The sequence below is a fragment of the Mycobacterium sp. E2699 genome (genome assembly GCF_001666745.1).
Lineage (GTDB): Bacteria > Actinomycetota > Actinomycetes > Mycobacteriales > Mycobacteriaceae > Mycobacterium.
In genome coordinates, this window is the sequence record NZ_LZJH01000147.1 from 71900 (window position 1) to 94747 (window position 22848).

Sequence of the window (22848 nt, forward strand, 5' to 3'; positions counted from 1 at the left end):
GCGTCTGCGGGGGCGATCGCCCCGGCATACTTGCACGATGAATTCAGGGCAGGCCACACCCACGGATTCGGCGCCACCGAAAAGGGATGCCGACATCAAACCGCGCAGCCGTGACGTCACCGACGGCCTGGAGAAGGCCGCCGCCCGGGGCATGTTGCGCGCCGTCGGCATGGGCGACGAGGACTTCGCCAAGCCGCAGATCGGGGTCGCGTCGTCCTGGAACGAGATCACGCCGTGCAACCTCTCGCTGGACCGGCTCGCCACGGCGGTCAAGGAGGGCGTGTTCTCGGCCGGCGGCTACCCCCTCGAGTTCGGCACCATCTCGGTCTCCGACGGCATCTCGATGGGGCACGAGGGGATGCATTTCTCGCTGGTGTCCCGCGAGGTGATCGCCGACAGCGTCGAGACCGTGATGCAGGCCGAGCGGCTCGACGGCTCGGTGCTGTTGGCCGGCTGCGACAAGTCGCTGCCCGGCATGCTGATGGCCGCCGCGCGGCTGGACCTGGCGGCCGTGTTCCTCTACGCCGGCTCGATCCTGCCGGGGGTGGCCAAGCTGTCCGACGGCAGCGAGCGTGAGGTCACGATCATCGACGCGTTCGAGGCGGTGGGCGCGTGCGCCCGCGGCCTGATGCCCCGCGAGGACGTCGACGCCATCGAGCGGGCGATCTGCCCCGGCGAGGGCGCGTGCGGCGGCATGTACACCGCCAACACCATGGCCAGCGCCGCCGAGGCGCTCGGCATGTCGCTGCCGGGCAGCGCCGCGCCGCCGGCGACCGACCGGCGCCGCGACGGGTTCGCGCGCCGCAGCGGCGAGGCCGTCGTCGAGCTGCTGCGGCGCGGCATCACCGCGCGCGACATCCTCACCAAGGAGGCCTTCGACAACGCGATCGCGGTGGTGATGGCGTTCGGCGGCTCGACGAACGCGGTGCTGCACCTGCTGGCCATCGCCCACGAGGCCGAAGTCGCGCTCACCCTCGACGACTTCAGCCGGATCGGGTCGAAGGTGCCGCACCTGGCCGACGTCAAGCCGTTCGGCCGGCATGTCATGTCCCACGTCGACCACATCGGCGGCGTGCCGGTGATCATGAAGGCGCTGCTGGACGCGGGCCTGCTGAACGGCGACTGCCTGACGGTCACCGGCCGGACCGTGGCCGACAACCTGGCCGCCATCGCACCGCCCGACCCGGACGGCAAGGTGCTGCGGGCCCTGGACAACCCGATCCACCCGACCGGCGGCATCACCATCCTGCACGGATCACTGGCTCCCGAAGGCGCGGTGGTCAAGACGGCCGGGTTCGACTCCGACGTGTTCGAAGGCACCGCAAGGGTTTTCGACGGCGAGCGCGCCGCGCTGGACGCCCTCGAGGACGGCACCATCACCAAGGGCGACGCCGTGGTGATCCGCTACGAGGGCCCCAAGGGCGGCCCCGGCATGCGCGAGATGCTCGCCATCACCGGTGCGATCAAGGGCGCCGGGCTGGGCAAGGACGTGCTGCTGCTGACCGACGGCCGGTTCTCCGGCGGCACGACCGGGCTGTGCGTGGGACACGTCGCGCCGGAGGCCGTCGACGGCGGACCCATCGCCCTGCTGCGCGACGGCGACCAAATCCGCCTCGACGTGGCCGGCCGCACCCTGGACGTGCTCGCCGATCCGGCCGAATTCGAGTCACGGCGAAGGGATTTCAGCCCTCCGCCGCCCCGCTACAAGACCGGGGTGTTGGCCAAGTACGTCAAGCTGGTCAGCTCGGCGGCGATCGGCGCGGTCTGCGGCTAGCCCCGGGTCGCCGCCTCGCGCGTGCGCATGCCGAAATAGGCGGCGTTGAGGCCGACGACCGTCAGCAGCGCACCCGCGACGACGTTCGACCAGATCATGCCCGTCGTCGGCTCGAAACCGCGCAGGGCCCACGGCGACACGACGAGCCAGACGCCGAGCACCGGCAGCGTCCAGGTCATGCCGTGCGCGCGGTCCAGCGCCGTGGCGAACCCGTACGCCAGGAATGCCACCGCGAGCCCCGCGATGAGGTCGGACGTGGCGAGCGGTGCCGTCGCGCTGAACCCGACGATCCACGGCGACGCGGCGACGTACAGGCCCGTCAGCAGGGCCACGCCGAAGGTGACATGCGCACTCGTCGACTCGGCGACGCGCTCGTAATTCGCGCGCAGGGCCAACAGATCGGGGTGGTGATCGATTGATGAATGGACCGTGCTCATTTTGTGACCTTTCTGTAATGCAGCAAGCTCGTTGTGCGACAAGCACAGTGGGCCGCGCTGCAACCCATCCATCCGCTGTCAAGATTACGCCCGATCGACCAACCGCGTAGCGTCGTAAGTCGTGGACATCGCCGACCGATTGCGGCTCGACGTTCCGGTGGGCCAGGCCGGAATGGGTGGCGGCCTGGCGACCGCGCCGCTGGCGGCCGCGGTCGCCAAAGCGGGCGGCCTCGGAACGCTCGGCATCGCCACCCCACGCCAATTGCGGGCGTGGATCGGTCGGGTGCGCGCCGAGGCGCCCGGGCGCGCGGTTGCGGTGAACCTGTTGCTGCCCTTCGTTCATCGCCACCACGTCGCGGCGTGCGTGGACGCCCGCGTGGACGTGGTGGTGCTTGCGTTCGGCGAAAAGCGGGGACTCGTCGAGCACCTGCGCGACGCGGGAGTGTTCGTCTTCGTGATGGTCGGCACCGAGGCGCAGGCGCGCGTCGCAATCGCCTGGGGCGCCGACGGTTTGATCGCCCAGGGCCGGGAGGCCGGCGGCCACCTGGTGGGAACGATGCCGGCCCTGGACTTCCTGCCCCACGCCATGGGGGTGGCCGGCAACCGACCGGTCTTCCTGGCCGGCGGCATCGCCACCGCCGCCGACACCCGCGCCGCGCTGGATGCCGGCGCCGCCGGCGTCATCGCCGGCACGCGGTTCCTCCTGACGCACGAGGCCAACGCGAGCCGGGGCTATCAGCAACGGGTCCTGCAGGCGGACAGGACGATTGAGACGAACCTTTTCGGGCTGAGCTGGCCGTTGCGCCACCGGGTGGTGCCCAACGCGGCCACCCGCCGCTGGTGCGGCGCCGACGGGAGGGCCAAGGCGCTGCCCGCCGCCCTCAACGCGGCCAGCCGCCCGCTGTCGGTGTTGGGCTATTTCGACGCGGGCGCGCTGATGCGCCTGCAGTCGCCGGCCGTCCCGGTCTTCACACCGCTGGCCCCGGTGGCCGGGATGCCCGAGTCCCGGCTGGACAGCGCCGCCCTGTACGCGGGCGAAACCGCGCTGCGCATCGACGAACTCACCTCCGCCGAGCAGGCCGTCGAGGACCTCACGCCGCGCTGACGCCGTTGCGCACCAGCGCGACCGCGAAACCGTCCCAGTGCTTGGCCCCGACGGTCTGGATCACCGCCGTGTCGAGCCGCGGGTGCTCGCCCATCGCCTGCAACGTCTGCCGCGTCGCCTGCACCCGGGCGTCGTCGGACTCCGCATCCAGGATGCGCCCCTCACGAATGACGTTGTCCACCACGATGACTGATCCGGGACGAGCCAGCCGGACCGCCCACTCGAGATATGCGGCGTAGTTCTCCTTGTCGGCGTCGATGAACACCAGGTCGAAGGGCTCGCCGTTCAGGGTCGGCAAGGTGTCCAGCGCGGCGCCGACGATCACCTCGACGCGGTCGCCCACGCCGGCCCGTTGCAGGTTGGAGCGCGCGACCTCGGCGTGCCGGCGCTCGTATTCCAGCGTCACCACGCGACCTTCGGGTCCCGCTCCGCGCGCCAGCCAGATGGTGCTGAAGCCGCCCAGCGTGCCGATCTCGAGGATGCGCCGCGCGCCGATCGCACCGGCCAGCAAGGACAGGAACTTGCCCTGCTGCGCCGAGACCGCGATCTTGGGCAGGCCGGCCGCGTCGCTGGCCTCCAGCGCCGCGATCAGGGCCTGATCTTCGCCGACCACCGTGCTGTCCAGGAATGCGTCGACGTCTTGCGGTGTGGGGTCGTGGCTCATGACGTCCACGCTACCGGGCCCGGCGCGCTTCGCGCCGCCTATTTACGATATACCCGTGGGGGGTATAGAGTGGCCGCGTGGTGTTCCACAACGTGTGAGTCCACAACACAGAGAAGGGTGATGAAAAGATGGCGACCTATGACGCGGGAACCCTGTTGACGTGTGGCCACGAGGGCTGCGGATGTCGCGTTCGCATCGAGGTGCCGTGCCACTGCTCCGGCGCCGGTGAGCCGTACCGCTGCACCTGCGGCGACGAGCTGACCCCGGTCGAGTAGCCCAGGGCCCGCCGGTCGCGCGTTCGGGCCGTCAAGAGTCGTGGCGATCACCGCCCGAACGCGCGACCGGCCAGTTCGACCCCGGCCGACAGGTGCAGCGCGACCGCCGACGCGCCGACCGCCACCGTGTAGCCGCCCCGCTCGATGCGCCAGGTTTGCGCGCCGCCGTCGTAACGGGCGAGCAGGCGGGCGTCGGCCTCGATGGTCACCCGGCGGGTCGCGCCCGGCTCGAGTTCGACCCGCTGAAATCCGAGCAGCCGCAAGCACTGTCGGCCGGCGGCCGCGGTCAGGTACAGCTGCGGGACGTCGGCCCCGTCGCGGCCGCCGACGTTGACGACGCTGAAACTTGCGCTGATCGTGTTCCCGCCGCGGACCACCAGGTCGTCGTACTCAAAGCTGGTGTAGGACAAGCCATGACCGAACGCGAACATCGGCGCCAGGCCGCGCCTGGCGTGCCAGCGGTAGCCGACGTCGGCCCCTTCGACGTAGTCGATGGTGGTCGGCGTGCCCCACGGGACGCTGAGGCCGGGGAGTTCCGGCCGCGGCGTCTGGCCCAGGTCGACCGGGAACGTGATCGGCAGCCGGCCCGACGGATTCACCCTCCCGGCAAGCACTTCCGCGATCGCCCGGCCACCCGCCTGACCCGGATACCACGCCTGCACGACCGCGTTCACCGAGTCGCGCCAGGGCATGTCCGCCGGGTTGCCGGTCTCCAGCACCACTATGGTGTTCGGGTTGGCGGCCGCGACGGCGGCGATCAGCGCGTCCTGGCCCCACGGCAGCGAGAGGTCGGCGGCGTCGAAGCCCTCCCCTTCGGCGCGGACGGCGAACACGATCGCGACGTCGGCCCGCCGCGCCGCCAGCGCCGCCTCGGCCGGCGTCACCCCGGGATCGAACTCGATGCGCGCGTGCGGAAGGAGCTTGCCCAGCTCCCGCAGCGGGCTCGACGGCAGCACGTACAGGCTGCGCATGCCGGCCTCCAAACCCGCACCGCCGAGCGGGATCACGGCCGCGTAACCGCCGGCGGGGACGACGGCGCTCGACCCGTATCCGGCCGCGACCCCGAGTTGCGCGTGGCCACCGATGACCGCGATGCGCGCCGTCGACTCGGGCGACAGCGGCAGCACCCCCCGGTTGACGAGCAGCACGATCCCCTCACGGGCGACCCGTAACGCGATCTCGTTGTGCGCGTGCATGTCCGGCGCGGGCGCGGCGTCGTTCCGGTCGACGCCGACGGCGAATATCGACCGCAGGATTCGCCGCACCATGTCCGACAGCCGCCGTCGGGGAAACCGGCCGTCGGCGTAGGCGGCGCGCAGCGGCTCGCCGAACGCCTCGGCATCCCACAGCAGCTCGTCGATCTGCGCGCCGCATTCCTGGTCGAGGCCGGCCAGCGCGCATTGCCAGCTCGGGGTGGCACCCCAGTCGGACATGACCCAGCCGCGGTATCCCCACGCACCCTTCAGCACCCCGTTGAGCAAGGCGTCGTTGGCGGCCGCGTAATCGCCGTTGACCTTGTTGTAGGCCGTCATGACGGCTCCGGGCCGGGAGCGCTCGATGGCGATCTCGAACGCCAGCAGGTCGGATTCGCGGTGCGCGTCGGGATCGATGACGGCGTCCAGCCAGTGCCGGTTGGTCTCGTTGCAGTTCAGCGAGTAGTGCTTGACCGTCGAGATGACGCCCTGCTGCTGGATCCCGGTGACCGACTCGGCCGCCATTGCGGCGGTCAAAAGCGGGTCCTCGGAGAGGTATTCGAAGTTGCGGCCGTTGCGGGGGTCGCGCGCGAGGTTCATGGCGCCGGCGAGCTGCACGTTGAACCCGCGGCTGCGCGCCTCCCGGCCGATCACCTCCCCGGCGGCGCGGGCCAGCGCCGGGTTGAAGCTGGCGGCGAGGGCCAGGCCGGCCGGCAACGCGGTGGCCGTGTCACCCGGGCGGTAGCCCGGGTTGGTGACGCCCAGCCCGGCGTCGCTCATCAGCAGGGCCGGCACGCCGAGCCGGGGGATCCCGGGCACGTACCCGGCGCTCATCGGCACGCCGGCGGGGATGCGGTCGTCGCGCCGGGGGAACAGTTCACTGGCGCCCATCACCCCGACCAGCAGCGAGAACCGCTCGTCGTCGGTCATCTGGGACTCGACGTCGCGGGCCCGGGCGTCCGGATCGCTCACCGCGCACCCTCTTTGGCGTACACGACCCTCAGCACGTGCCCCACCTCCGGCCCCATCACCAGCTCGCTCAACTCGCAGATCGTCGCGACGAACTCGGGGCCGTGCGGCGGCTCGGCCTGACACAGGTGATGCGCAACCTCGTGCAGCACCACCAGCTCGCGCAACGCCCAGTCGGCGGTGTCGCGGTCGGGCACCGCGATAGTGCCTGCGCCGTCCTGGCTTTCGTAGTGGGCCGCGGTGGCGGCCCGCCGCGACCGTACCTTCAGTGGCGACACGCCGGGCCAACGGCGTCGCACCGACGGCAGCGCCAGCACCTCGTCGACGTAGCGTCGCACGGAGGCGACCGAGCCGAATCGGGCCTCGGGCGGCAGCGTCAGCTGCGTGCCGAAGAAGTCCACCGCCGCAGAGCCGTGCTCGGCGGCACGGTCGAACAACGTGCGGACGAAGTCCTCGGCCGCATATACCTTGGCGCGCTGCGAATCGCGGGCGCCGCCGGCCCGAGTCACCGTCGCAATGCGCTCCGGGCGCCGGGCAGTTCGGGGCTGTTCCCGAGCCGCGCCCGCCGGCCGGCCCGGTCGCCAGCGCGCCGCGCCGCCGACGAATACCCCGCCGTCGCGCGACTCACTTGATAGGTGCCGCGCGCCTTCGACGCGCCCCGGTAGAAGTCCCGCAGCTCGAGCTCCTTGTCGCGCAACGCGATAGCGGTTCCGGGCGGACGGCGGCGATCCGCGGTGGCCGCACGCGTGGCCTCCTCGCGGGCCTCGGCCAGGCGCTGGCCGACGCGGGCCCCGAACGCGAGCTGGAAGTTGAGCCGGGCGGTGATCGTCGGCGTCGGGCGGTGCGCGCCGGACGCGAGGTAGGCGTCCGAGGCCCGCACCATCTGGACGACCAGGCTGGCGTAGAGGGCGTGGGTCGCGTCGATGTCCTCGGCGAATCCGTAGGCGTAGACGAACGTCGAGTTCGACGCCACGTCGCAGCGCACATCGTTGGCCATCGCGATCACCACGAAGAGTTGCACATACGTCCGCAGCCCCCGGGTGCCGGCCGCGCCGATGGTGATGGTCCGCTGCGTCGGCGCCTGCACCGGCGAGCGTTTGGCCGCGTGCGAACGGGCGACCGCGAGGTCGATGGAGGCCGCCGTCGCCAGCCGTTGCGCGGCGCTCATGAAGGCGTCCGCCTCGTGCGCGTTGTCGGTCCCCTCGGCCTGACGCAGCAGCGCGGCGATCCGGGCCAGCATCTTGTCGTCGGTCATACGCGCCAAACTACTTCAGCGGGACGACAGTTTGCCGACGGCCGGTCACAGCCGGGCGGTGATCCAGGAGACCACGTCGCCGAGCACCTGGTCGCGCTCCGGCTCGTTGAAGACCTCGTGGTACAGCCCGGGGTAGACCTTCAGCTCGACGTCGGTGGACCCGACGCATTCCACCAGCCGGCGGCTGCCGGCGACGGGGATGAGCCGGTCGTCGGAGCCGTGCACCACCAGCAGCGGCGCGGTGAGCGCCGGCGCCCGCTGCGGCATGGTCTCGCCGACCTGGATCAGCGCCCGTCCGACGCCGGCCGGCACCTTCCCGTGGTACACCAGCGGGTCGGCGTTGTAGGCGGCCACCACCGCGGGGTCGCGGGAGATCGCGTCGACGTCGAGGTCCTGCACCGGAAGGCCGGGCACCACGACGCCGAGCACCTTGGCCGCGAGCACCATCGGCGGCGACACCAGGTCCTGGGCGGCCACCGCCGGCGCCGAGAGCACCATCAGGTCGTAGCTGTCCGGGCGTTCGACGCCGTACGCGAACACGATCCCGCCGCCCATGCTGTGCCCGAGCACGACGCATTTGAGGCCGGGGTGTTCCCGGGTGGCGATGCGGACCAGGGTGTCGAAATCCGTCGTGTACTCGGAGATGTCCCGCACGAGCATGCGCTTGCCGCCGGAGCGGCCGTGCCCGCGGTGGTCCAGCGCGTAGGTGACCAGCCCCGCGCCGCCGAAGCACTGCGCGACGTGGTCGTAGCGGCGGGCATACTCGCCGAGACCGTGCGACAGGACGACCACCGCCCGCGGCGCGGTGTCCGGCGTCCAGACGTCGTAGACGATGCGCACGCCGCCGACGCCGTCGAAGGTCCGTTCAGTGCGCGTAGCCATCAGAGGCAGCGTAGTGGCTCGGGGGGCGGGCCTTGACCGAGACACTGTCGGACACCCTGCGTAGGCTCGTGCGCGTGAGGCTGCTCACCGAAAACGCCGGGGACCTTGGCGGTGACTCGGCGGTCGGCGGGGACTTCTCCACCGACGCCGAGCCGTACCGCCGCGAACTGCTCGCGCACTGCTACCGGATGACCGGGTCGTTGCACGACGCCGAGGATCTGGTGCAGGAGACGCTGCTGCGGGCCTGGAAGGCGTACGACCGTTTCGAGGGCAGGTCCTCGATGCGGACCTGGCTGCACCGCATCGCGACCAACACCTGCCTGAGCGCGCTGGAGGGCCGCGAGCGGCGGCCGCTGCCCACCGGCTTGGGCCAGCCCAGCTCGGACCCGACGGCCGAGCTGGTGGAGCGCCGCGAGGTGCCCTGGCTGGAGCCCCTGCCGGAGCTGACGGACGACCCGGCCGACCCGTCGGTCATCGTCGGGTCGCGCGAGTCGGTGCGGTTGGCGTTCGTCGCCGCGCTGCAACACCTTTCGCCCCGGCAGCGGGCGGTGCTGCTGCTGCGCGACGTGCTGCAGTGGAAGGCCGCCGAGGTGGCCGCGGCGATCGGCACCACCACCACCGCGGTCAACAGCCTGCTGCAGCGGGCCCGCGCCCAGCTCGAGGCCGTGCAGCCCAGCGCGGGCGACCGGCTGACGCCGCCCGATTCGGTCGAGGCGCAGGACCTGCTGGACCGCTACATCGCCGCGTTCGAGGCGTATGACATCGACCGGCTGGTCGACCTGTTCACCGCCGAGGCGGTCTGGGAGATGCCGCCGTACGTCGGCTGGTACCGGGGTGCGCGGGACATCGTCACGCTCATCCACCAGCAGTGCCCCGCCGAGCACCCCGGGGACATGCGCCTGCTTCCCCTGGTCGCCAACGGCCAGCCCGCCGCGGCCATGTACATGCGCGCCGGCGACGTGCACGTGCCATTTCAGCTGCACGTGCTCGACGTGGTCGACGGCCGCGTGGCGCGCGTGGTGGCATTCCTCGACGGCGCGTTGTTCCCCAAGTTCGGGCTGCCCGCTTCCCTGTGACGATGCCGAATCCCCCGAACGCCGCCCCCGCGCCCGGGAAACCGCTGCTGTTGCTGGGCGCCTTCGACATCACCGCCCTGGGCTACGCCGCCGAGGAGTTCTTCGTCTCCGGAACGGCCTCGTCCTACACCCCCACCGCCGCGTTGGCATCCGACGGCCGCTGGCACGTAACACCGGATCGCACAGCCGAATACACCACGCGCATGGTGGTGTTGACCCCGACCGAGCCGGCTCGTTTCAACGGGACGGTGCTCGTGGAATGGCTGAACGTCAGCGGCGGCATCGATGCCCCGGCCGTCTGGATGATGGCCCATCGCGAGATCCTGCGCGCGGGCTACGCCTACGTCGCGGTCTCGGCCCAGCGGGTGGGGGTGGAGGGCGGCGCGAGCCTGCTCGGCGCGGACATGTCCCTGAAGAGCCGGGACCCGGCGCGGTATGCGCCCCTGCACCACCCCGGCGACGAGTTTTCCTACGACATCTTCTCCCAGGCGGGCGAACTCGTCCGCACCGGCGCGCTGGGCGAGCTCGGTGTGCGCCACGTGATCGCCGTGGGCGAGTCGCAATCGGCGATGTTTTTGACCACCTACGTCAACGCCATCGATCCGCTCGCCCGAAGCTACGACGGCTTCCTGGTGCATTCGCGGTTCGGCTCGGCCGCGCCGCTGGACGGCATGTCCATCTTCGACGAATCGCAGGCCGGCGTGCCGGACGCGGTCGCGTTCCGCGCCGACCTGCGCGTCCCGGTGGTCACGATCATCACCGAGACCGACCTGTTCGGCGGCCCCCGGCACGGCTATTACTTCGCGCGCCAGCCCGACGACCATTCGCTGCGGGTCTGGGAGATCGCCGGCGCAGCGCACGCCGACAACTACACGATCCAGGTGGCGCCCATCGACGACGGCTCCGCTCCGGTTGATGCCATCGTGGCCGCCTACGCGCCGACGAGGATGCTGATGGGCCAGCGGCTGGGGCATTTCATCAACTTCGGCCCGCAGCACCATTACGTGGTGCAGGCGGCGCTCGCCGCGCTGCACAACTGGGTGCGAACCGGCGAGCCGGCGCCCGCGGCCCCACCCATCGAGGTACGCGACGGCGATCTGCCCCGGCCCGTGCTGGATCCCGACGGCCTGGCCCGGGGCGGCGTTCGGACCCCGTGGGTGGACGTGCCGATCGCCCGGACGTCCGGGATCGCCGACGGGGACGGCGTCATGGCGGCGATCTTCGGCTCCGGCGAACCGTTCGACGCCGCGACGTTGCGCCGGCTGTATCCGGGTGGGGCCGAGCAGTACCTCGACGGCTTCACCGCGGCGCTGGACCGGGCGATCGGATCGGGGTTCATCCTGCCGGCCGACCGCGCCGAGATCCTCGAGCTCGCCGCCGCGACGTATCCCGCTTAGAACAGCCGGCTGTCGGGCGCCGGTCCCGCCACCGAGCGGACCAGGCCCGCGCCGGTGATCAGCGGCACGTCCAGCGCCGACAGCAGGCCGGGCGGCGCCGCACAGACCGCGGGGATGGCGTTGACCATCCGCGACGCGCCGGCGATGCGCGCGCCGAGGTCGTGGTCGTGGTCCTCGGCCATCTCGAATTCGCACCGCATTGTCGGCGATCCCTCGATCTCGACGCGATACAGGCCTCGTCCCGACGCGGGGCCGTAGCCGAGATCCTTGGGCGGGATGGAGATGTGCGGCTGGGGCCAGTCGGGGGCGATGTCGTCGCGCATCCGCGTCACGTGGTCGAGGACGAAAGTCGGCTTCCCACGGACATATCCGGTCAGCGTGGAGCGCATGGCCGCGATCGTTCCCGCCGCGATGTGGCCGGTGTGCGTGTCGAAGGACTCGGCGGCGGCGATGCGTTCGTTGCTCTCCTCGATGTTGTCGATCTCGACGCCCAGCCCGGCGGCCAGCTGGTGCAGCACGGGCCCCCAGCCGAAGGTGAAGATTCCCGGCTGGGCCGCGAAGGCCTGGTACTCCGGCGGCTGGCCGAAACCGAGGATCTCGTAGACCGCGGCGCGGTCCGGGTAGGTGGCGTAGTTGAACATCTCGGTCACCCGCACGGACTCGATCGCCCGGGAAACCCCCGAAAGCACCAGCGGCAGCATATCATTGGCGAATCCCGAGTCGATGCCGGTGGTGAAGAACGACACGCCCCCGTCCAGCGCCGCCCGCCGCAGCGGATCGGTGAACGCCGGATCGAGGGCGTCGGGAAATACCAGCGGCACCACCGAGCACGACACGACGTTCTTGCCGGACCGCAGGATCGACGCCATGTCCTCGACGGCGTCGAGCGGACGCAGGTTGGCACCCGCGGCGTACACCACCGCGTCGGCGTCGCCGGCGAGCATCGCGGCCGGGTCCTGGGTGGCGACGACCCCCACCGGAGCGATCCCGCACAGTTCTCCGGCGTCGCGACCGGCTTTGGCGTCGCTGTGCACGACGAGGTCGACGAGCTCCAGCTCCGGATGGTCGATCACGCCGCGCAGGGCGATCACGCCCATGGAACCCGGCCCCCAAACCCCCACCTTGACCACCATGTTCTCCTAATATTAGGACGCTAAGCGTTGGATTTTGGACGGATCGTAGGGAGCTGCGCGTGGGTGAGTCAACCACCAAGTCGCCGCCGACCGCCCGCGTGATGGATGTGCTTGGCGCACTGGCGGATTCACCGGGCGGGCGCACGTCGGCGGAACTGGCGAAGCTCTGCCGCATCAGCAGCTCGACCTGCGCCCTGGTGCTGGCGGAGCTGGAGGGGCGCGGCTGGGTGGCACGGTGCGAAGACCGCCGCTACGTGCTGGGCAGTGGCTTGTTCGGCCTGGTGCATGGGCTGCGCGGGCAGTTCCCCCTGCTGGACCGCGGCCGCGACGCGCTGCGCTTCCTGCACGACACGCTCGGCGCCGGCTGCTCGATGTCGCGCATCGGTGACCGCCACCTGGTCACGGTCGACGCGGTCGGCCACGGCACCGACGGCGAGCACGCCGTCGGCCAGCGTTTCCCCATCGACCCGCCGTTCGGTCTCGTCGCGATGGCGTGGCGCGAGGCCGATTTCGTGGAGGCCTGGCTGCGCCGCGTCACACCGCGGCTGGCGCGCGCCGAAATCGCCGGGCACCAGCGGGTGCTCGCCGACATCCGGGCCCGCGGTTACGGCGCATGGCGCTTCGACGACACCCACTCCTCGCTGCACCACCGCCTGGCCGACGTGCTCGCGTCGCTGGAGCCGACCGCGCGGGTGACGCGCCAGCTCACCACCCTGATGACGATGGTTACGCTGCAATCCGTCACGCATGAACTCGAAAACGAGCTTGCCTCAACGGAATTCATTGTGCTGCCAGTGTTCGGCCGGGACGGCCAGCCGGAGTACCAGATCGAGATCCACCTGGGGCGCCCGGCCGGCCTGACGCTGGCCGCGCTCGACGCCGCGCTGCATCGCGCGCAGGGAATGTTGGCCTAGGCTGGAACCCATGCCTGCCACCGCGGAGATCCGGCGGGCGGCCGACCGGGCCGTCACCACGACGCCCTGGCTGCGGTCGCGGCATTCGTTCTCGTTCGGCGGCCACTACGACCCCGACAACACCCACCACGGGTTGCTGCTGGTGAACAACGACGACATCGTGGCGCCCGGAACGGGATTCGACACGCACCCGCACCGGGACATGGAGATCGTGACCTGGGTCCTCAGTGGCGAACTGACACACCGGGATTCCGCCGGCAACCGCGGGGTGATCTATCCCGGCCTGGCCCAACGCATGTCGGCGGGCAGCGGCATCCTGCACTCGGAGAAGAACGACTCCCCAACGGAACCAGTGCATTTCGTGCAGATGTGGGTGGTCCCCGACGAGACGTCCATCACACCCAGCTACCAGCAGCACGAGATCGGCGACAGGGACCTCTCGGGCGGTCTTGTGACCATCGCCTCAGGCATCCCCGGCAGTGCGGCCGCCATCACGCTGCACAACCGCGCCGCCGCGCTGCACGCCGCGCGGCTGGCACCCGGTGACTCGGTGGACCTGCCGCGGGCGCCCTACCTGCACCTATTCGTCGCGCGAGGCCGGGTCGACGCGGCGGAAATCGGTGTCCTCGAGGCCGGCGACGCCGTCCGGTGCACCGACGCCGACGGGACGCGCGTCACAGCGAGCGACCCGGCGGAGCTGCTGATCTGGGAGATGCATGCGGAGTTGGGCGCCTGAGACCACATAGAGTGGGCACGACAGACAGGAGCCCGCATGTCTCAATCGCAGCCGCGGCACGCGGCGCCCAACCCCAAGCGGAACATCACGGCGGTTCGGACCGTGCGGTTCTGGGCGCTGCCCATCGTTGTCACCCTGGCGCTGATGTCGGCGCTGTGCGCGCTCTATCTCGGGGGCATCCTGAACCCGATGACCAACCTGCGGCACTTCCCGATCGCCGTGGTCAACGAGGACGCCGGCCCGTTCGGGGGCCAGATCACCGATGGCCTCGTCGCCGGGCTGGACAAGGAAAAGTTCGACGTCCGCGTCGTGTCGCACGACGAGGCGCAGCGACAGCTGGACACCGCCCGGGTCTACGCCGAAATGGTGATCCCACCTACCTTCTCGTCCAATTTGCGCGAATACGGGGCCAGCGCGGTCACTCCCGGCCGTGCGACCCGGCCGTCGGTCACCATCGCCACGAACCCGCGGGCGGGCACCCTCGGGTCGAGCATCGCCGGACAGACCCTGACCCAGGCGATGACCGCGGCCAACGGCAAAGCGGGCCAACGGCTTACGGCCGATGTCGCCGCGCAGACCGGCGGCGCGCCGTTGACCGGTGCGTCGGCGCTCGGCCTGGCCAATCCGATCGAGATCAAGGCGAGCGTGTACAAGCCGTTGCCGAACGGCACCGGTAACGGGTTGTCTGCCTTCTATTTCGCGCTCCTGCTGCTGCTCGCCGGGTTCACCGGCAGCGTCGTGGTCAGCACGCTGGTGGACGCGCTGCTGGGCTACGTGCCGGCCGAGTGGGGCCCGGTGTACCGCTTCGCCGAGCAGGTCAGGATCTCGCGCTTCCAGACGCTGCTGCTCAAGTGGGCCATCATGGTGGTGCTGGCGCTGCTGACGTCGGCGGTGTACCTGGCGATCGCCCACGGGCTCGGCATGCCCATTCCGCTCGGCTGGCAATTGTGGGCATTCGGGGTGTTCGCGATCATCGCGGTGGGCATCACGTCGAGTTCGATACTGTCGGTGCTGGGCTCGATGGGCCTGCTGGTCAGCATGCTGATCTTCGTGATCCTCGGGCTGCCGTCCGCGGGCGCCACCGTCCCGCTGGAGGCCACGCCACAGTTCTTTCGTTGGCTGGCCGAATTCGAGCCGATGCACCAGGTTTTCCTGGGCGTGCGGTCGCTGGTCTATCTCGACGGCCGCGCGGATAGCGGTCTGTCCCAGGCGTTGTGGTTGACGGCGATCGGGCTGGTGATCGGCCTGTTGCTGGGCGGCATCATCACGCGTCTCTACGACCGCCAGGGCTTCCACCGGATCCCGGGCGCGGTCGAGCTGGCGATCGCCGCCCAACACCAGGCGGAGCATCAGGCGCGGGTGAACAAGCGCGAGAGCGCCGCCGAAAGCCAAGCTGGCGTGGTCGACACCGAGAGTGAAAGCCCAAGCGAGCAAACGTAATTCGGACGCGCCCTAAGCGTCACGCGTTCGTTATCAAAATTGACAGTGTGACTGGTGTGACTGATGCTATTGATGTTGCATAGCCATCAGTGCCGAAAGGTCCACCGTGCTCACGCCCCTTGCCAGCCTGCGCCGGCTGGCGGCCTGCTGCACCGCCGTGGCGGCATGCGCGGTGCTGGCGAGCACCGCGGGGCAACCCGTCGCGCGCGCCGCCGACGGGCGTGACCTGCTGGCCAACGCCATCGAGACCACCAAGGGCTCCTACCTCGTGTACAACTTCGGTCCCGGTCACCCCACGCCGATGCTCAACGCCGGTGGCAGCTGGTACGAGATGAACAACGGCGGGCACCTGATGATCATCAAGAACGCGGCGGGACGGCTCGCGCCGCACCTGCTCGTCGACACCCACCAGGGCGACCAGGCGCGCTGCGAGAACAACCCCGGCGCCCGCACCGGCGAGGGCCTGTGGCAGGCGTCGGAGATCTACCCGCCGCTGCAGGCATGGCAGCGGCTCGGGCAGCCGACGATCGCCATCAACGCCAACTTCTTCGACATCCGGCCGCAGAAGGCCGGCTCCTGGCGCCAGACCGGTTGCAGCTCCCCGCTGGGCGCCTTCGTCGACAACACCCGCGGCCAGGGCCGGGCGAACCAGGCGGTCACCGGCACCGTCGCGTATCCGGGCAAGCAGGGCCTCTCCGGCGGCGGCGAGAGCTGGAGCGCCCTGTCGACGATGATCCTGCCGTCGGGCGCCGCGCCGTATGTGTTGCGCCCCAAGAGCCCCCAGGACTACGACGTCGCCACCCCGGTCGTCCAGGACCTCCTGAACCGCAACGAACGGTTCGTCGCCGTGTCGGGGATCGGCCTGCTGTCGCCCGGCAAGACGGGGCAGCTCAACGACGGCGGTCCCAGCGCGGCGCGGACGGCGCTGGCCTACGTCAAGCAACGCGACGAGATGTACATCTTCGAGGGCGGCAGCTACACGCCGGACAACATCCAGGACCTGTTCCGCGGCCTGGGCAGCGACACCGCGGTGCTGCTCGACGGCGGCGGGTCGTCGGCCATCGTGCTGCGGCGCGACACCGGCGGCATGTGGGCAGGCGCCGGGTCGCCGCGGGGATCGTGCGACACCCGCGAGGTGCTGTGCGACTCGCACGAGCGGGCGCTGCCGAGCTGGCTGGCCTTCAACTAGACCTCGACGGCGGCGACCCGCTTCGCCCGGCTTCGCCGCCCTCGCGATCGCCGCTAGACCTCGACGGCGGCGGTCCCAGGCGGAAGATCAGCAGGCTGGTCGCGACGACCGCCGCCGTGACCGCGAACACCGGGGCGACGACGAATCGCGACATCGTCGCGCCGACCAGGGCGCCGGCGCACATCGTGAAAACCACGCTGAAGCGCAGCTTTTCGCGGGCGCCGGTCCCGCCGGCCAGGTGACTGTCCAGGCCGAGGCTGACGATCGTCGACGTCAACACCGTGGTGGACAGCTCCTGGATGCCGAACTGGCGCGCGCTCGAGTGCTGCAAGCCGAAGGTCACCGCGAGCAGCCCGATCATGACCAGCTTGCTGTTGTCGTGGTAGTGCAGCACGCCGCCGCCGGCCAGGATCGACAGCGTCACCAGTAACACGATCTCGCTGCCCAGCACCGTGGTGATCCACGGTCGCGTCCGCCCACCGAAATGCCGTGCCAGCCGGCCGCTGACGATCGTGGTGCAGACGAAGGTGGGCAGGGCCACCACGACCGCCGTCAGGTCGATGTTGGTTCGCGGGGCCAGCCAGAAGCCGAGGAAGATCACGTTGCCGGTCATGTTGGCCACGAAGACGTGGCCGAGTACCAGGATGCTGATCGCGTCGGCCAGGCCGGTGGCGAAGGTCAGCAGCAGCAGCGCCGCGACGGTCGCGCGTTCGGAGACCGGTGACGCGACGGGCACGGGCTAGACCTGCGGGGTCAGGTCCAGCGAGGTGATGGTCGTCATCCTCGTCACCAGCCAGCGCCCGCCTGTGCGCTTCATGAACAGCCGATAGGACAGGTATTTCAGCGACGGGATGTTCTTGGTCAGCGGGCTGGTGGACGTGGTGTTGGTGTACACGATGACGATGGCATTTGGATCGTCCAGCGATTCGACCGCTGCGCCGGTGACTTCGGTGCTGTTGGTCACCTTGGCCTGCTTGTTGGGGCCAACGATCGCGTCGAGGAACTTGCGGTACTGGGCCTCGAAGTCACCGCTGAGGTAGACCGCCGCGCGATCGGCGAGGCCGTCCATGTTCTCCGGGGTGTAGGTCCACAACGTCGTGATGGCGTTGGCAGCGGTGCGCGCCACCTTCAGCTTTGTCGCGGTCGTGGCGCGATCGCTCAGGTACGGCTGCATCGCCGCGCCCGCGAACGCCGCGGAGCCGACGAACAGCACGGCGGCCAACGCGATCGCGATGGCGAGCCGCTTGCCGGCCAGGATCTTGCGCCGGGGTCGCTTTTTGTTGGCGTCCGTCGCCGCCTCTTCTTCGTCCGGCGTGGCAGCGTCGGCGGATTCGGTTGCCCCGTCGGCGCTTTCGCTGGTCTCCGCGGCGTCTTCACCGGAGGATTCTTCGGTCTCTTCCGCGTCGGCGGTCAGGTCACCTGCAGCAGGTTGCTGATCTTCCACTGATTCCCTTCCTGCGTGACGGTTGCCGTCCAACGATTGGTGTTGTCGAATACCTGCTTTTCGTCCGGCGACTTGGAGGTCACGTCGGTGGCCACCATCACCGTGGCGCTGCCGTCGTCGTTCCACCGTTCCACGCCGGAGCCCAGGACGGTGCCGGTCGCGGGTTCGGCCCGGGCGACCTGCAGCAGGATCTCGTTTGCCTTGTCGTGGTACTGCTTGGCGAAATCACCTGTCGCCTGGGCCAATACCCGGTTCACATAGTCGTTGGCGTGATAGGGGTCGATGGAGGTGAACTGCGTCATGAACCCGCCCACGTAGGCGAGCACCTCGCGCTCCTTCGACGCGAGGCGCGCACGGCGTTCGTGAGAAATCAGCATCAGCGTGCATGCCGCGATCGACACGACCATCAGCACCGCGGCGCCCGCGCCGACGGCGGGCATCCACCGCGGTCGCGACGCCGGCACCGGGCGCGCCACGAGCAGCGACTCCGCGCCGGGCTCAAACCTGCGGCGGGGGCTCATTTTCCGTTCTCCGGCGGTTTCGGTCTGGTCAGCACGGCGAGGTCGTCAACGCGCCAATGCGCGTCCGCGCCCTTGGCGAATTCCACCTGAACGGTCGCGCTGATGTAGCGCTCGCCGGGTCCCACGCCACGCCGCCCCTGCAGGAACAGCAGCATCGTCGCGCGATCCGGCGTGACCGATTGCACCGACCAGTCGGTGGGCCAGTACTCGTTGATGACCGGATTGCCCTTCTCGACCACGTCCTGCTGCGCCGCCAGCTGGCTTCGGTACTTGTCGGTCGCCAGCGACCGGGCACGAGCGAAGTCGTCGCGCAACGACTTCGGGTCGTACGTCAGCATCTGCGCGACCATCTTGGGCCCCTGCGCCTCGATCTGCGCCCTGCTTTGCTCGCTCGCCCGATCGCGGGAGTACACCACCAGGTAGCTCACGGCCACCCCGGCGAGGCACACCGCCGTCGCGATCAGCACCACCATCGCGGTCCAGCGCCGCAACTTTCCCGGCGCCTCGTCGTCGAGTTCGACGCGGCGCGCTTCGGTGCCCAGCAGCATGTCGGCGAACGTGCGGCGCCGCGAATCCCACAGCGGCCAAAGCCATCCCACTACCGATGCGGTGTCGAGCAGGTGGGCCAGATCCCGCAGCAGCAGCCCCCACGGCCCGATGGCCGTGCCGTCGCGGCGGACCACGGCGATTCCGAACAGGCCGCGTCCCAGGCTCCACCCGGTAAGGGTTGGCAGCATCAACCGGTCGGCCAACATCAGCAGGATGGCCAGGCCACCGACCGAGACACACACCCACCACCAAGCGGAGTACGCGGCGACGGTCCAGGCGACCAACGCCATCGTCGTCGCCACGGCGACGCACGGCACGACGTCGACGGCGAACGCGGCAGCTCGAATTTGCCAGGGCGCCAAGGTGTCCCGCGGTGACTCCGGTACGGCCGCCGTGTTTTCAGTCCGAGCCGGAATCTCCTCGACCACCACCGTCACTTCGTCACCTGGTCGAGCTTGGAAATCCGGTACTGCCCCTCGGCGAATGCCATCTTCACCCGCAGGCGGTAGCCAGTTTCCTTTTGCGACTGGTCGCTTGACACCTTGACGCGCATCGCGACGAGCACGTCGACCGTGCCGTCGTCGTTGTTACGCTCCACCGCCGCGCGCGCATCGGAGACCTGAACGTGAACGTTGGCGGCCTGGTAGGCCTGAACGATCATGTTGGTGTACAGCAGCGCCTGGGAGCGGTACGCGTCCGTGCCGCACTCGATGATCTTCTGTTCGCTCTGGACCATCGCATTGGTGTCGGGCGCCTGAGTCGCCGACACACAATCCACCGCCGCCTTGAGCGCCGCGGCGTCGTTGCGGGCGATCACCTGGCTTTGGTGGTGGTAGCGCAGGGCAAAGTGGCCGCCCGCCCCCAGGCCGGCGGCCAGCAGCATGAGCGCGGCGGCGATGCCGGCCAGCCACCAGCGACCCAGTCGCGACGACCGGCGCTCGACGCCGGCGGCCGCAGCGGCGGTTTCGACCTCGGCCACCGGCGCATGCTCCGCCGGCGCCTCCGGGCTCGTCTCCCCGGCTTCGCCCTCCGGTTCCGGCACCGCGTCGACGGCCGCCGGGGCCGTCGCTTGGGCTTCGGCGGCCTCCGGGTCCTCGGCCGTCAGCTCCGGGGTGGGTTCCTCAGCAGCCGCCGGCTCCTGGTCGATCTTCGGACTGGATCTTTGGGAGGGCCTGCGCAGTCGACGAAACCTCGGCATGGGTGGGGGGTTCAGCCGGCCGGCGCCAGCATCTCCTTCCATCCGTCGTCTCCTGTTTTGGTCGAGTTCTCGACGGAGTATTTCACCCCATCGGGCCCCACCAGTTCACCGCTCTGCGGACTGTAGATGGCGGCGGGGGGCCCGCTCGGAGTGTAGACACACGGATTGGGCTGCTGGCCGTTGCACTGCACCGTGCCGCTTCCCGGCCGCGACAGCGGGTCGCTGGTCGGCGGCGGCGTGCCCGGGACCCGGTCCGACGGCGCCGGGTTCAGGCCGTTGTTGACCGACGGTGCCGGAATCACCATGCCGGGCCGCACCGACTGATCGCAGCGCGCCGCGGGGGCGGGGCAGGTCAGGATCTGGTTCGGGTCCCCGTACCAGGGGTTGGTGCCCGCCGGCACGTACGGGTTGGGGTCCCGGCACTCCCGCGGCGTGGCCGCCCGCTTGCCCGGGACGTCGGTGCACGGGATGTTGCGCGATCCGCGCACGCTGTTGGCCGGGGTCTCCATCGGAATCTTGCAGTAGGTGCCCGACGGCAACGGCGCCAGGCTGGTGTCCGCCGGTGACCGCCACTCCGGCGCCGGAATGAAGCCGGTCAGGCAGGGCGGGGGCTGGTTGATCGACAACGCCAGGTCGAGCGCGGCCTGGTTCGGGAACGGCGCTGCCACCGTCTGCGCGATCGAGGCGCCCTGCGGCAGGAAGACCAGCACCTGCTCCACACCGGTGTGGTAGCGCTTCAGCAGGTCGAACACCACCTCGAGGTTCGCCAGCGTCTGCGGCAGCGAGTCGCGCACGTCGTTGAACACCGAGTTGACCTGGTCGGCCGTCGGCGCCGCCTGGCGCAGCACGCTGCGCAGGTGCCCGTCCTCCTGGGCGGCCTGCGCGGACAGGTTGTTCAGGTTGCGCGCCCAGCGCTCGATCGCGGCGTTGGAGTTGACCTGACTGTCCAGGATCGGCCCGGAGTTCTGGATGATGTCATTCACGTTGGTGATGTTCGTCTTGAAGTCACCCACGATCGCCTGGGTCGAGTCGACCAGCCGCTGCAGGGCGGGGCCCAGCCCACCCACGGACTGCGCCGTCTCGTCGAGCAGCTGGCCGATCTTCTCCTTGGGCAGGACGGCCAGCCCCCGGTTGGCGGTGTCCAGCGCGGGCCCGATCTCGGCGGGCACGGTGCCCCTGGTGATCGTCTGCCCGGACGAGAGGTACTTGCCCGGGTTGCCGGTCGACTCCAGGTCCAGATACTGCTCACCCACCGCCGACACCGAGTGCACGTTCGCGACCGCATCGCTCGGGATCTTGTACCGGCTGTCGATGCTCATCGTCGCCTGCGCGCCCGATTCGGTGGGCTCGACGTCGGTGACCTTGCCGATGGTGACGCCGCGGTAGGTCACGTTCGCCGTCGGATACAGGCCACCGGAGGCGGGCAGGTCGGCCTTGAGCGTGTACCGCCCGATGCCCACCAGGCTCGGGATCTGCAGGTAGTACACACCGAGCACCAGGATCGAGACCACGGTCAGGATCCCGAACGCGATCAGCTGGCGTCTGATGAAAGGAGTCAGCAATTCCTATCCGCCCTCTCCACCAGGGGCCCGCCGGGCGCGTCGTTCGGGTTCGGCGTGTAGCGGACGTCGGGGATCATCGTCTCCGGGTCGCGCCCGTACGACTGCTCGAGCGCCCGCAGCGCCCCCGACAACCCGGTGCCGGTCAGGAACGCGTTGTCGATCGAGCTGTAGGTGACGTCCAGGGTGATCGAAACGTTCTGGTAGTCGCCGCGCATGAGCTTCGGGATGGTGTCGATGTCGTAGGGCTGCGTCAGAATCAGCTTCAGCGCCCCGATCAGATACGGCGACGCCCGGCCGAGCTCCCTCAGCGGGCACTGCAGCGATTGCAGATCCTGGTGCAGCGGTGCTCTCGCCTCCGACAGATACTGGTCGGCGGCCTGGCTGAGCCGTCCCACCGAGTCGACGGCGTTGATCAGCAGCTGCTTGGTGTCGGCGAAATGCTTGATCAGCGGCGGGACGTCGGTCAGCACCCGATCCAGCACATCGGCCCGGCCACCCACGTACGCCAGCAGCCGGTTGGTCGAGTCGATGGCGTGGGTGATGTCATCTCGCTGCTGATTCAGCTGGTCGGTGAAGGTATCCAGCTTGCCCAGGAAGGCCCGGATCTGGTTGCCCCGGCCGTTGAAGATGTTGAAGACCTCGTTCTGCAGCACCTCCAGGTTCGGGATGCCGCCGCCGCGCAGGATCAGCGACAGGCTCGCCAGGGTCTGCTCGGTGGTGGGAAACGCCGACGAGTTCTTCAGCGGAATGGTGTCGCCATCCTTGAGCTGCCCCACCGGGTTGGGCGGCGCCGCCAGCTCCACGTGCTGCGAACCCAGCAGGGAGGTCTGACCGATCTTGGCCGTCGCGTTCTTCGGCAGCTTGACGTTCTTGTCGATGCCGAGCGTCAGTGTGGCCACCCAGTTCTTCAGGTTGATGGCCTTGATCGAGCCGACGAAGACGTCGGCGACCATCACTTTGCTGTTGCCGTTGATCGCGAGCGTGTCCGGCATCTGCACATAGATGGTCATCGCGCCCGAGCCGCTGCCCGGGCCGCCCGGGATCGCCACGTTGGAAATCCCTTTCCATCCGCACGAGCTCAGCACCAGCGCGGCCACCCCGAGCACCAGCCCCTGCCAGGCCCGGTGACGCATCC

22 protein-coding genes and 1 pseudogene are annotated in these 22848 nt (G+C 69.9%); 9 read left to right on the forward strand and 14 right to left on the reverse strand.

Features of this window, described 5'->3' with window-relative positions; all coding sequences use genetic code 11:
• Positions 1-37 precede the first annotated feature (37 nt).
• The gene (ilvD, locus tag A5696_RS25580; protein ID WP_067883834.1) at positions 38-1774 is read left to right on the forward strand and encodes a dihydroxy-acid dehydratase; all 1737 of its coding nucleotides are present in this window, start codon (positions 38-40) and stop codon (positions 1772-1774) included.
• Here the strand turns inward: ilvD and A5696_RS25585 are convergent.
• Positions 1771-2211 (reverse strand): SPW repeat protein, encoded by a 441-nt coding sequence (locus A5696_RS25585; RefSeq protein WP_067883835.1) that lies wholly within the window; start codon positions 2209-2211, stop codon positions 1771-1773. The two genes, ilvD and A5696_RS25585, sit on opposite strands and share 4 nt — an antisense overlap.
• Positions 2212-2332: 121 nt before the next feature.
• Here A5696_RS25585 and A5696_RS25590 point away from each other — a divergent pair, with 121 nt between their 5' ends.
• Positions 2333-3316 (forward strand): nitronate monooxygenase family protein, encoded by a 984-nt coding sequence (locus tag A5696_RS25590; RefSeq protein WP_067883837.1) that lies wholly within the window; start codon positions 2333-2335, stop codon positions 3314-3316.
• On the opposite strand, the gene A5696_RS25595 is transcribed toward A5696_RS25590, so the two are convergent.
• On the reverse strand, positions 3303-3980 hold the full coding sequence (locus A5696_RS25595) for an O-methyltransferase (RefSeq protein WP_067884220.1): 678 nt from the start codon (positions 3978-3980) through the stop codon (positions 3303-3305). The two genes, A5696_RS25590 and A5696_RS25595, sit on opposite strands and share 14 nt — an antisense overlap.
• Before the next feature lie 128 nt (positions 3981-4108).
• Here A5696_RS25595 and mymT point away from each other — a divergent pair, with 128 nt between their 5' ends.
• Entirely contained in the window at positions 4109-4255 is a 147-nt protein-coding gene (gene mymT, locus A5696_RS27455) for a metallothionein MymT (protein WP_082956685.1), read from the forward strand.
• A gap of 47 nt (positions 4256-4302) precedes the next feature.
• On the opposite strand, the gene A5696_RS25600 is transcribed toward mymT, so the two are convergent.
• Genes A5696_RS25600 through A5696_RS25615 form a run of 4 tightly spaced genes read right to left on the reverse strand, consistent with a single transcriptional unit; the run spans position 4303 to position 8557 of the window.
• Positions 4303-6420, reverse strand: a complete 2118-nt coding sequence (locus tag A5696_RS25600; protein WP_197517080.1) for a beta-glucosidase — start codon at positions 6418-6420, stop codon at positions 4303-4305.
• Positions 6417-6926, reverse strand: coding sequence for a TIGR04338 family metallohydrolase (locus A5696_RS25605; RefSeq protein ID WP_067883839.1), 510 nt, complete (start codon positions 6924-6926; stop codon positions 6417-6419). The genes A5696_RS25600 and A5696_RS25605 overlap by 4 nt, the downstream gene beginning before the upstream one ends.
• A complete protein-coding gene (locus A5696_RS25610) occupies positions 6923-7672 on the reverse strand; it encodes a DUF2786 domain-containing protein (RefSeq protein WP_067883840.1) in 750 nt (249 codons plus the stop codon). Before A5696_RS25610 ends, A5696_RS25605 begins: the two co-directional genes overlap by 4 nt.
• A gap of 45 nt (positions 7673-7717) precedes the next feature.
• Entirely contained in the window at positions 7718-8557 is an 840-nt protein-coding gene (locus tag A5696_RS25615) for an alpha/beta hydrolase (RefSeq protein ID WP_156738599.1), read from the reverse strand.
• On the opposite strand from A5696_RS25615, the pseudogene A5696_RS25620 reads away from it, so the two are divergent.
• Positions 8505-9630 (forward strand): annotated as a pseudogene (locus A5696_RS25620) (sigma-70 family RNA polymerase sigma factor). The gene A5696_RS25615 and the pseudogene A5696_RS25620 sit on opposite strands and share 53 nt — an antisense overlap.
• Positions 9631-9632: 2 nt before the next feature.
• Positions 9633-11027: an alpha/beta hydrolase domain-containing protein gene (locus A5696_RS25625; RefSeq protein ID WP_067883845.1), complete on the forward strand. Its 1395-nt coding sequence runs from the start codon at positions 9633-9635 to the stop codon at positions 11025-11027.
• On the opposite strand, the gene A5696_RS25630 is transcribed toward A5696_RS25625, so the two are convergent.
• The gene (locus A5696_RS25630) at positions 11024-12157 is read right to left on the reverse strand and encodes a dihydrodipicolinate reductase (RefSeq protein WP_197517086.1); all 1134 of its coding nucleotides are present in this window, start codon (positions 12155-12157) and stop codon (positions 11024-11026) included. The genes A5696_RS25625 and A5696_RS25630 overlap by 4 nt on opposite strands.
• 104 nt (positions 12158-12261) lie before the next feature.
• Between A5696_RS25630 and A5696_RS25635 the strand changes: the two genes are divergently transcribed.
• The 4 genes from A5696_RS25635 to A5696_RS25650 all read left to right on the forward strand — a co-directional run bounded on the left by A5696_RS25635 (position 12262) and on the right by A5696_RS25650 (position 16439).
• Complete coding sequence (locus A5696_RS25635) at positions 12262-13074, forward strand: MarR family transcriptional regulator (protein ID WP_067884228.1); 813 nt, start codon at positions 12262-12264, stop codon at positions 13072-13074.
• 10 nt (positions 13075-13084) lie between these two features.
• A complete protein-coding gene (locus tag A5696_RS25640) occupies positions 13085-13810 on the forward strand; it encodes a pirin-like bicupin family protein (RefSeq protein ID WP_067883847.1) in 726 nt (241 codons plus the stop codon).
• 36 nt (positions 13811-13846) lie between these two features.
• Positions 13847-15250, forward strand: coding sequence for a YhgE/Pip domain-containing protein (locus tag A5696_RS25645; protein ID WP_067883849.1), 1404 nt, complete (start codon positions 13847-13849; stop codon positions 15248-15250).
• 79 nt (positions 15251-15329) lie between these two features.
• The gene (locus A5696_RS25650) at positions 15330-16439 is read left to right on the forward strand and encodes a phosphodiester glycosidase family protein (protein ID WP_156738591.1); all 1110 of its coding nucleotides are present in this window, start codon (positions 15330-15332) and stop codon (positions 16437-16439) included.
• On the opposite strand, the gene A5696_RS25655 is transcribed toward A5696_RS25650, so the two are convergent.
• From A5696_RS25655 to A5696_RS25685, 7 genes are read right to left on the reverse strand one after another with little or no spacing between them, the layout of a single operon-like run.
• Positions 16432-17175, reverse strand: a complete 744-nt coding sequence (locus A5696_RS25655) for a YoaK family protein (protein ID WP_067883852.1) — start codon at positions 17173-17175, stop codon at positions 16432-16434. The two genes, A5696_RS25650 and A5696_RS25655, sit on opposite strands and share 8 nt — an antisense overlap.
• A 3-nt stretch (positions 17176-17178) precedes the next feature.
• Positions 17179-17883, reverse strand: a complete 705-nt coding sequence (locus tag A5696_RS25660; RefSeq protein ID WP_067883854.1) for a mammalian cell entry protein — start codon at positions 17881-17883, stop codon at positions 17179-17181.
• A complete protein-coding gene (locus A5696_RS25665) occupies positions 17850-18404 on the reverse strand; it encodes a mammalian cell entry protein (RefSeq protein WP_067883856.1) in 555 nt (184 codons plus the stop codon). The genes A5696_RS25660 and A5696_RS25665 overlap by 34 nt, the downstream gene beginning before the upstream one ends.
• A complete protein-coding gene (locus A5696_RS25670; RefSeq protein WP_067883857.1) occupies positions 18401-19390 on the reverse strand; it encodes an RDD family protein in 990 nt (329 codons plus the stop codon). The genes A5696_RS25665 and A5696_RS25670 overlap by 4 nt, the downstream gene beginning before the upstream one ends.
• On the reverse strand, positions 19387-20193 hold the full coding sequence (locus tag A5696_RS25675; protein WP_156738592.1) for an Mce protein: 807 nt from the start codon (positions 20191-20193) through the stop codon (positions 19387-19389). The genes A5696_RS25670 and A5696_RS25675 overlap by 4 nt, the downstream gene beginning before the upstream one ends.
• Positions 20163-21713, reverse strand: coding sequence for a virulence factor Mce family protein (locus A5696_RS25680; RefSeq protein ID WP_067883859.1), 1551 nt, complete (start codon positions 21711-21713; stop codon positions 20163-20165). Before A5696_RS25680 ends, A5696_RS25675 begins: the two co-directional genes overlap by 31 nt.
• A complete protein-coding gene (locus A5696_RS25685) occupies positions 21707-22846 on the reverse strand; it encodes a virulence factor Mce family protein (RefSeq protein ID WP_067883861.1) in 1140 nt (379 codons plus the stop codon). Before A5696_RS25685 ends, A5696_RS25680 begins: the two co-directional genes overlap by 7 nt.
• Positions 22847-22848: the final 2 nt, after the last annotated feature.

Coding starts and splice junctions, on each gene's coding strand:
- ilvD (WP_067883834.1), top strand. CDS start 38: ATGAATTCAGGGCAGGCCACACCCACGGATTCGGCGCCACCGAAAAGG.
- A5696_RS25585 (WP_067883835.1), bottom strand. CDS start 2,211: ATGAGCACGGTCCATTCATCAATCGATCACCACCCCGATCTGTTGGCC.
- A5696_RS25595 (WP_067884220.1), bottom strand. CDS start 3,980: ATGAGCCACGACCCCACACCGCAAGACGTCGACGCATTCCTGGACAGC.
- mymT (WP_082956685.1), top strand. CDS start 4,109: ATGGCGACCTATGACGCGGGAACCCTGTTGACGTGTGGCCACGAGGGC.
- A5696_RS25610 (WP_067883840.1), bottom strand. CDS start 7,672: ATGACCGACGACAAGATGCTGGCCCGGATCGCCGCGCTGCTGCGTCAG.
- A5696_RS25625 (WP_067883845.1), top strand. CDS start 9,633: ATGCCGAATCCCCCGAACGCCGCCCCCGCGCCCGGGAAACCGCTGCTG.
- A5696_RS25635 (WP_067884228.1), top strand. CDS start 12,262: ATGGATGTGCTTGGCGCACTGGCGGATTCACCGGGCGGGCGCACGTCG.
- A5696_RS25640 (WP_067883847.1), top strand. CDS start 13,085: ATGCCTGCCACCGCGGAGATCCGGCGGGCGGCCGACCGGGCCGTCACC.
- A5696_RS25645 (WP_067883849.1), top strand. CDS start 13,847: ATGTCTCAATCGCAGCCGCGGCACGCGGCGCCCAACCCCAAGCGGAAC.
- A5696_RS25665 (WP_067883856.1), bottom strand. CDS start 18,404: ATGAGCCCCCGCCGCAGGTTTGAGCCCGGCGCGGAGTCGCTGCTCGTG.
- A5696_RS25675 (WP_156738592.1), bottom strand. CDS start 20,193: ATGGAAGGAGATGCTGGCGCCGGCCGGCTGAACCCCCCACCCATGCCG.
- A5696_RS25685 (WP_067883861.1), bottom strand. CDS start 22,846: ATGCGTCACCGGGCCTGGCAGGGGCTGGTGCTCGGGGTGGCCGCGCTG.